The sequence below is a fragment of the Phytoactinopolyspora endophytica genome, from assembly GCF_004138495.1.
In the GTDB taxonomy this organism is placed as follows: domain Bacteria; phylum Actinomycetota; class Actinomycetes; order Jiangellales; family Jiangellaceae; genus Phytoactinopolyspora; species Phytoactinopolyspora endophytica.
The window spans coordinates 116,311-122,764 of sequence record NZ_ML142862.1 but is presented as its reverse complement, the minus strand read 5'-3'; the positions used below and the strand labels follow the sequence as shown (position 1 = coordinate 122,764).

The following is a 6,454-nucleotide window of genomic DNA, read 5'->3' as shown; positions in this document are numbered from 1 at the left end:
ACCCATACCGGGCGTGGTCTCGGGGACGCGGTGACATTCCGCACCGCGTTCGCGTGCGCCTTGGCCAAGGACCATGTCGACCTGTTCGGACTCGGTCAGTCGCAGCGCGACCCGGGTGGGAAACAGATCACGAATCCCCAGCGTCTCTTTGCGGGGGTCTTGCACCGCTGCCAAGACGCTGACACCGACGGCGCGGCCTTGGGACAGCACCACCGACAGCGCGGACGTGAGCCGCTTGGACAGTTTCCGATCAGGCATGTACGCCGTCAGAAACGCGACCTCATCGACCACGAGGAGCACGAACGGCTCAGCCGTCGTGGGTCGATGCAGTCGGGCACGTCCCCGCATCCGAGCCGCGCGCTCCTGGATCAGTTCGGCGGCCTGCTCCACCAGGTCAACGATGGGTTCGGGTTCGTGGACGAACCGAGCAAACATCGCAGCGCCGGGAGCGAGCTCGATCCCGCCTTTCGGATCCACGCTCCAGACCTGCACCCAGCCGTCACGAATCGCCGGGGCCACGGCGCGGATGGTGGACCAGATCACCGAGCCCTTGCCCGAACCGGTCGCACCGGCAACCAGGACGTGCGTGCCGAGCAGCCGTAGCCTCCACGCCCGGGCATCCTCACGCACGCCGACCGGCAGCGCCTCGAGGTTGACCCGCGATGCGGGCTCCAGCGCCTTGACCGACGTCCAGAGCGGGTTGGTGCGGATGAAGTGCAGCATGACCACGCTCGGGGAAATGGTTCGCACCTGACAGGCCGTGGCGCCGAAGGTCGCGGCGAGTTGGTCTGCTTTGCCCGCGATGTCGGCCGGGGTCTGCCCCGACAGCAACTTCACCTTGACGTGATCGGCGTGCGCATCCGAGCGGACGCGGACGATGTGCGGCACGAAGTGTTGGGCTCCCCAGCCCTTGGACAGCTCACACATGTGCATGCGAAACGTCCAGTCACGCCGGTAAAGCCTCCAGCCCCGCCACCGCGACCGCACCGGACAGGAGATGAACCGAGCGAACGAGGTCGGATGCCAGATACGCCACCCGACCAACCCCACCGCAACGAGCAGCAGGACGACAGCGAGCGCGACAGGGCCGTAGACGAGCAGCACCCACCCCGCGGCCGTGGCGGTCGTGGTGGCGATCGGGTGCCGCCACAACAGCCACACCGGGGCGAACGCCAGCAGTGCGAGGACCTTGAACATCGAGACGAACAGCGCGTCGTCGTCGCCCGGGCGCCGGGGCGTGTAGTACTCGTCCCCATTGATCTGATCCGAGGCATACCGGATGGTCATGCCGTTCACCGCCCCCGCTTCGTCGTGCGGGTGGCACCACCGGCCGTCTTCCGGGAGCGCCGAACCGGTCGGTCATTCCGTTCTGCGCAATCCGCACACACCACGCCGGGGGTATCCACGGCCAGGGTGTGACACGAGGCGCAATGAAACACCACGGACGCAGCGTCAGGGTTGTTGTCGTCGGTGATGGCGAACAACGGCTCGCTCAACAGGTCCAGAGCGTGCGCGTGGGTAGGCTTGGACATGCCAATCCCCTTCCATCGGGTGTTGGAAGGCGCGGGAACAGACGGGTTTCCAGGCCAGGCCTGTTCCCGCGCCGGTCTTTGAACTAGGCCGCCGCGCGGGCTGCATCGGTCAGGCTCGCGTCCACGTCGGCAGCGACGAGGCGTTCGCAGAACCCGATGGCGTCACCGGACCACGAGCCCACCAGCGCGGTAAGCGTGGCGAGCGCCGATGCGAGCAGGGCATGCGCGGGCACATAGTCGACGTCACGCCACCGACAGAACGCGTCCCAGTCGATCGGACGGCCACGACGGTCACGGGTGAGGGCGTCGAACTCCGTCCCGGTACGGCGTATCTCGTCATGCGCGGTGAGCACGTCCCAAGCCGCCGTCACTACATCAGGACGCGGAACCTCACGGACTTGATTGGTTGTCATCAGGCCGCGTCCTTCGCGGCCGGGGCAGGCTTGCCGCCGGGCTTGCGCATCCCGGACGCCCGCAGCGAGTACGCCAGCCGGGCACGCGGACCGTTGGAATCGACGTACGGCGTCACCGTCATGTCGGTGAACTCCACGGGCCTAAACGGATACCCCGCCACAGCATCCGGCGGGACCGGCTGAACCTCAGCCGCGATCTTCACCGTGACCTCACGCTGACCCTTGCGCGCCTCCGGGTCGGCATCCATCACCGGTACCTGCCACACCGGCAGGCCCGAGGTCTTGTCCCGCTTCTGGACTCGGTTGTCCTTCGTCGACGCGTCGAAGTCGTACTCCGGCGCGACCTCGTTGATCACGTACGCCCCGTGCGGGAACACATCCTCGAACCTCACCGGGATCTGACCTTGCAGTGCCATTGTTGATCTCCCTTCGCGAGCTACTTGGCTTCATAGTGCACTTAGTCGACATAGTACGTCAAGTGTCTGGGGCGAATATGCTGTACTTAGTGCGGCATGAAGTGCGATCACGGGGGGAGACCTGGAGGGCGTCATGACGGGTGTACCTGCATTCCGGCAGATAGCGGCTGAGCTGCGCGACGAGATCGTCTCTGGCGATATGCCTGTGGGTAGCCAGCTGCCATCCATGTCGCAACTACGCGCGCGGTACGAGGTCTCAAGCACAGTGGTCCGCGACGCCCTCAACGAGTTACGACGTGAGGGCCTGATCATGGGGAAGCAAGGCAAGGGAGTGTTCGTGGAACGCCGCCCCGCCGAAGGGTCCGCGAACGGCGGTGAGCAAGACGAGATCGTGCGCAGACTTGATGGGCTGACCGAGGCCGTGCAAGAGCTTGGGCGGCGAGTCGATGCGCTCGAAGGTCGGAAGTCTCGATGAGCCATGGCTGTTCTCACCTCCTCCGTTGGTCGCTGTACCGCTGTGGACCGCTGTCAAGTGCACGCTAGACACTGCGGAGGCGCATCAACCGCACTCAGAATGACCCGCACTTTTTTGCGGGTATGTCTGCCCAGCTCGGTTCAGAATGGTCACCATGAGTGAGACCATCGGAGACCGGATCGCGATCTACCGGCGACGCAAGGGGATGAGCCAGGCCCAATTGGCGGGCTTGGTGGGTCGTTCTGAGTCGTGGCTTGGCCAGGTCGAACGGGGGATTCGCTCCGTCGACAAGCTTTCGGTGTTGATGGACATCGCTCAGCTTCTTGGGGTCGACGTCGAAACGCTCAGCGGGCGGCAGTGGCGGTACGCACCGAACGGTGGCACTCATCTGAGCAGTCTCGATGACATACGCCAGGCCTTAACCGGATATCAACACTTGCTCGCCGAACAGCCGATCGCGTGGCCGCTCCCTCAGCTCAACGCGGCCGTCACGGCGGCTCACAGCGCGTACCAATCCGCCGAGTACGCATCGACGGCGGGCATGCTGCCATCGATCCTCACAGCAGTTGATGCCTACGACGAGATATCGCCCGATGTGCAGGCAATTCGTTGCGCAGCGTACACCGTCGCAGCCAAGCTCTTGACCAAAGTCGGAGAAGCGCATCTCGCATGGATCTGCGCCGACCGCGCCGCCACGGCAGCGCTCGGTGCCGAATCACTGTCAACCCAAGGCATGGCCGCGTACCAGGTGGTATGTGCCCTGCTACAGGCAGAACGAACCGACGAGGCCGAGGCGATTGCGGTCAGGTCTGCCGAGCATCTGATGCCGCACATCGACCCAGCGGACCCGGAGGTCGTGTCGCAAGCTGGGGCACTGTGGCTCATCTCCGGAGTCATCGCCGCCCGCCGGGTCGACCGGACCGCCACGGAGGAACGACTAGCGACAGCCGAGACGCTGGCCGAAAGCCTTGGGCGTGACGGGAACCACGGGTGGTCGGCCTTCGGGCCAACGAACGTCGCGATCCATCGCGCCTCAGCCGCCGCCGAGATGGGCGATCCATTCGCGGTGCTGAAGACCGCGAGTCTGATCGACCTTGAGTCGCTACCGGAAGGCATGCGCGGACGGAGATCGATGCTGCACCTCAACCTCGCGTGGGCGCAGGTGCAACGGCGTAACGACCCGGAGGCGACGCTTCACCTGCTCGAAGTCGAACGGGTCGCTCCTGAACTCCTGAGGTTCCACGTCATCAGCCGGGAGATGATGCGGGAAATGCTCAAGCGCGAGCGAAAGAACCGCACGCCCGCGCTCCGCGAGGTCGCTACGAGAGCCGGTGTCCTGTGATGGCGCAAGACGACACACGACCGATGCTCTATATCGTCGCGACCGGCGCGCCTCTCACGCGCCGCATTCACGAAGCCGTGCCCATGGCCGACGACGCGGGATGGCGAGTCGCAGTCATCGCTACCGAGGCGGCTGTTTCCTGGCTCGATCACGACCAGATCGGTACCTTAGACGTGCCTGTGCTGACCAACCATCGGCAACCCGACACCGCCAAACGTCTTCCACGTCCGACAGCGGTCGTGTTGGCCCCGGCGACCTTCAACACGATCAACAAGTTCGCCACCGGGGCTGCCGACACCTACCCGCTCACGGTCCTGTGCGAAGCTCTCGGCGCGAAACGGCCGCTGATCATCGTCCCGTTCGTCAACGCCTCACTCGCTGGCCATCCGGCATGGCTGGCATCCCTCGCCGTCCTTCGATACGCCGGGGCGACGCTCATCGACCCCCGCGGCGGCGCACTGAACGTTCACGAACCCCTCGCCTCCGGAACGGGCGAGTCCGTCACAGACGCCTTCAAATGGTCATGGGTATTCGACCACTTGAACATGCCGACTTGACGACTACGGCTACTCCTGGATCACGGCGACATTCAATCCGGGCGCGTTCGCCAGGCGCCTATCACCCGTGATCAGTGTGGCGTTCAGATGCCGGGCGAGCGCCACGTACAGCGCGTCGTGGATGGTGATGTTGTGTCGCATCGTCCAAGCCTCGGGCAGCAACGGCGCGACACGAACCGTGTTCAGTGGCCACCTGACCAAGCCATCGATAAGGGTATCCGCGTGCTTCTCGGATACTTGGCCGCGCAACACATCCCGACGAATGACCTTGGCAACTTCGAGATGGAAGTGTTCCACCGTCCACTCTTCCGCGCCACGTTCGAACGTCCGCTTGGCCAACGCGAACCCGGTGGGCGTGCGGTTCAGAATCTCGACACCGGCTGAAGCATCGAGAACGTAGCGCTCAGGCACTACTCTTCTTCGCGGATCTCAGCGAGCACGTCCGCCGCTGAGCGGTCTCTCTCCACGACCGGCAGCGACGACCACCACGTACGCCAATCCGCGCGTTCACGCCCAGCCTTGGCACGCGACGCCACTTCAATGGCGGGATCACCGAAAGCAGGTACCGTCATAGCCACAGTCTACCGATCCTCCCTCCCGTATGGCTTCCGTCGACTCAGCGTCACCGCGTCCAGTTGCCGAGTTGACCTCTTATGGATCAAGGGCGCCTCGCTGGCGCTCGCCGCTTGTCCCGTCGCTTGCGCGGGCTTGCTCCGGGCGTGCGGCCTGGCGGCCGGTCCCTGCGCGGCGCCCGCGCCTCCGGTCCTGGCGCGTCGACCCCGCAGCGAGCCGCCTGAGGAGCATTCGGCACATCCCCCGCGTGCGGCACATCCCCCGTGTTGCGTCGGCTAGCTCGTGTTGCGGTGCGCCGTTGCCCTCGTCGCGGCCATTCTGCGGCCTGCGCTGCGCGGGTCAAGAGCGCTCGCATGCTCGCGTCACTGCGTGATCGGCGTTCCGCCGACTCTTGACCCGCTTCGTTTCGGCCTACGGATGGCAGCTATGAGGGCAATGGCTCAGAAGTGGTCCCCGCCTGCTGGGGTGTTACGACTCGTCGTGCTCGGATCGTCGACGTTGCGCGAGAACGTCGGCGGAGGCGATGTAGGTTCCGCTGCCCGGCAATCGTGTCAACAGACCGCGTTCGCACAGCTCACGGCTCGCGCGCCGGACGGTCCCCACGGACACGTGGAACTCGCTGGCGATAGCCCACTCGCTGGGCAGGCGTGCCTCTGGTTGGAGGTCTCCGGTGTCGATGCGTTCGGTGAGGTAGTCGGCCAGGCGCATGTAGAGGTAGCCGGGCGAGTGGTGCTCAGGGTCAAACGGTGGAAAGTTGGCCAGGCGCATGTGATCGTCAGTCCTTCATACGTGTCGGGGTGGGTTCATGAAGATTCCGGAGTGTCACCCATGCGAGGGGTCGAGCACGCCCGTGCCTCGGGTGTCGCGCGCGGGCCTGGCATGGTGTGGCCCCTGCCCGGATGGGGCGTACCGGACAGGGGCCGAGGTGTCATCCGTGGACTGTGACGCTACCGAGCGCGCATCAGCACGTCAGTGGCCTGAACGGGTCGAGAACGGTCACGAAGTGTCACTCTGCGTGACGGTCCTGCTGCCACCTCAACGTGTCGCGCACCGCGGTGATGCGTGTGACCGCGTCGTCGGCTTGGTCGCAAGCGTCGTGTATCGCCTCATTGACCTCGTTGAGGACGGCCAGGATGCTTTCGGTCA

The 6,454-nt window shown here is 65.2% G+C and carries 9 protein-coding genes; 3 read left to right on the top strand and 6 right to left on the bottom strand.

All coding sequences use genetic code 11. The features are described from left to right. From ELR45_RS23780 to ELR45_RS23770, 3 genes are all read right to left on the bottom strand, one after another. Positions 1–1,287, bottom strand: a 1,287-nt coding sequence (locus tag ELR45_RS23780) for an FtsK/SpoIIIE domain-containing protein (protein ID WP_129668644.1), incomplete at its 3' end; no start/stop codon positions are given. A 328-nt stretch (positions 1,288–1,615) separates the two neighbouring features. Beyond that, complete coding sequence (locus ELR45_RS23775) at positions 1,616–1,945, bottom strand: hypothetical protein (RefSeq protein ID WP_129668559.1); 330 nt, start codon at positions 1,943–1,945, stop codon at positions 1,616–1,618. Further along, the gene (locus tag ELR45_RS23770; RefSeq protein WP_129668558.1) at positions 1,945–2,361 is read right to left on the bottom strand and encodes a plasmid replication, integration and excision activator; all 417 of its coding nucleotides are present in this window, start codon (positions 2,359–2,361) and stop codon (positions 1,945–1,947) included. Before ELR45_RS23770 ends, ELR45_RS23775 begins: the two co-directional genes overlap by 1 nt. Positions 2,362–2,494: 133 nt before the next feature. Here ELR45_RS23770 and ELR45_RS23765 point away from each other — a divergent pair, with 133 nt between their 5' ends. The 3 genes from ELR45_RS23765 (at position 2,495) to ELR45_RS23755 (ending at position 4,735) form a co-directional block, all read left to right on the top strand. Next, complete coding sequence (locus ELR45_RS23765) at positions 2,495–2,836, top strand: GntR family transcriptional regulator (protein ID WP_129668557.1); 342 nt, start codon at positions 2,495–2,497, stop codon at positions 2,834–2,836. 154 nt (positions 2,837–2,990) lie between these two features. Beyond that, the gene (locus tag ELR45_RS23760) at positions 2,991–4,178 is read left to right on the top strand and encodes a helix-turn-helix domain-containing protein (RefSeq protein ID WP_129668556.1); all 1,188 of its coding nucleotides are present in this window, start codon (positions 2,991–2,993) and stop codon (positions 4,176–4,178) included. Next, complete coding sequence (locus ELR45_RS23755; protein WP_129668555.1) at positions 4,178–4,735, top strand: flavoprotein; 558 nt, start codon at positions 4,178–4,180, stop codon at positions 4,733–4,735. The genes ELR45_RS23760 and ELR45_RS23755 overlap by 1 nt, the downstream gene beginning before the upstream one ends. A 9-nt stretch (positions 4,736–4,744) precedes the next feature. On the opposite strand, the gene ELR45_RS23750 is transcribed toward ELR45_RS23755, so the two are convergent. From ELR45_RS23750 to ELR45_RS23745, 3 genes are all read right to left on the bottom strand, one after another. Then, positions 4,745–5,146, bottom strand: a complete 402-nt coding sequence (locus ELR45_RS23750) for a type II toxin-antitoxin system VapC family toxin (protein ID WP_129668554.1) — start codon at positions 5,144–5,146, stop codon at positions 4,745–4,747. After that, the gene (locus tag ELR45_RS35710) at positions 5,146–5,307 is read right to left on the bottom strand and encodes a hypothetical protein (protein WP_165368051.1); all 162 of its coding nucleotides are present in this window, start codon (positions 5,305–5,307) and stop codon (positions 5,146–5,148) included. Before ELR45_RS35710 ends, ELR45_RS23750 begins: the two co-directional genes overlap by 1 nt. Before the next feature lie 469 nt (positions 5,308–5,776). Further along, positions 5,777–6,076 carry a GntR family transcriptional regulator gene (locus ELR45_RS23745; RefSeq protein ID WP_129668553.1) on the bottom strand — a complete coding sequence of 100 codons (300 nt, stop codon included), beginning with the start codon at positions 6,074–6,076 and terminating at the stop codon, positions 5,777–5,779. Positions 6,077–6,454: the final 378 nt, after the last annotated feature.